We start from the raw sequence: 1,263 nt of genomic DNA, 5'->3' as shown, positions 1-1,263 counted from the left end.
GGCTTTCGCCGACGCCCAGGGCCAGGTGATTGAGCGCAAGCGGCTCTCCCGCAAGGCCTTTGCCCGCACGCTGGAGCAGCGGCCTGCGCTGCGCGTACTGATGGAAGCCTGTGACAGTGCGCACTACTGGGGCCGCCGGTTCCAGGGCCAAGGCCACACGGTTCGGCTGCTTCCAGCCCGCGACGTGCGGCCCTATGTGCGCGGCAACAAAACCGACCGCAACGACGTGGCCGGGATGCTGGAGGCGGACCGCTGCGCCGACATCGCCAGCGTGCCGGTGAAGACGCCTGAGCAGCAGGGCATCCGGGCACTGCATCGTATTCGCGAACATCTCAAGGGCGAACGCACCGCGACGCTGAATCTGCTGCGCGGGGTCCTGCGCGAGTTCGGTGTGGTCATCCCCGCCGGGGCGGCGAAGGTGTCGGCGGCGGTCCGCGACGCACTCGAGGATGGCGACAACGAGATACCGATGCCCCTGCGCCACAGTCTGGACGCGCAGTTGCAGCGCTTGGCGCAGTTGTCGGCCGATATGGCCGCCATCGAACAACGGCTGGAGGAGTTCGCTACGCGCGATGTGGCGGTGCAGCGTTATCGCACCGTCCCGGGCGTGGGCCTGCTGACGGCAACGGCATTGCGCGCCAGCGCCGGCGACCTATCGCGGTTCCGCAACGGCCGGCAGCTGTCGGCGTGGTTAGGGCTGACGCCGCGTGAGCACTCCTCGGGCCAGCAGCGACGATTAGGTCGGCTGACCAAACGCGGGGACGCGTACTTGCGGACGTTATTCATCCACGGCGCACGGGCCGTGCTGCAAGCGGCACGCATGAAACAGCGGCGCGGCCAGCCGCTGGATCCGCTGCAGGCCTGGGCACTGTCGGTGCAACAGCGGCAAGGTCACAACAAAGCCGCTTGTGCCTTGGCCAACAAGTTGGCCCGCCGGCTGTGGGCGACGGCGCATCACGGAACTGCCTTCGATCCTTGGCAGGTCAGTCAGCGACCCGCTGCCGCCTGAGTATCCACGTCCTACCCGTCAGGAGTTGCCTGGAACGATCTCGATCATGGTGAAGGGTTCGGTCCCGGTGCGGACAACGCCGATAACACTTCCGGCCCCTCAGGCCGCTTGAACGATAGGCACCCGCGCCGCGGATTCCATGATGGCCCGAGCGCTACGCGACTCACCTCAAGGCCGAATATACGACTGCAACCGCACCGCTTCACAGCATCAGATCAAACCAGCGAATCCTGATTGACGGAGGAGTCCATATA

Annotated in this window: 1 protein-coding gene; it reads left to right on the top strand. The window is 66.3% G+C overall.

Going from position 1 to position 1,263, the window contains the following annotated elements; all coding sequences use genetic code 11:
- Positions 1-1,009 (top strand): IS110 family transposase (locus AB6O04_RS20640; protein ID WP_368566305.1); only part of this gene is annotated, 1,009 nt, incomplete at its 5' end.
- Positions 1,010-1,263: the final 254 nt, after the last annotated feature.

Origin of the sequence: Pseudoxanthomonas sp. UTMC 1351, from assembly GCF_040948865.1 — a bacterium.
In the GTDB taxonomy this organism is placed as follows: domain Bacteria; phylum Pseudomonadota; class Gammaproteobacteria; order Xanthomonadales; family Xanthomonadaceae; genus Pseudoxanthomonas_A.
The sequence above is the reverse complement of the archived record's forward strand: the minus strand, read 5'-3'. Positions and strand labels throughout refer to the sequence as shown.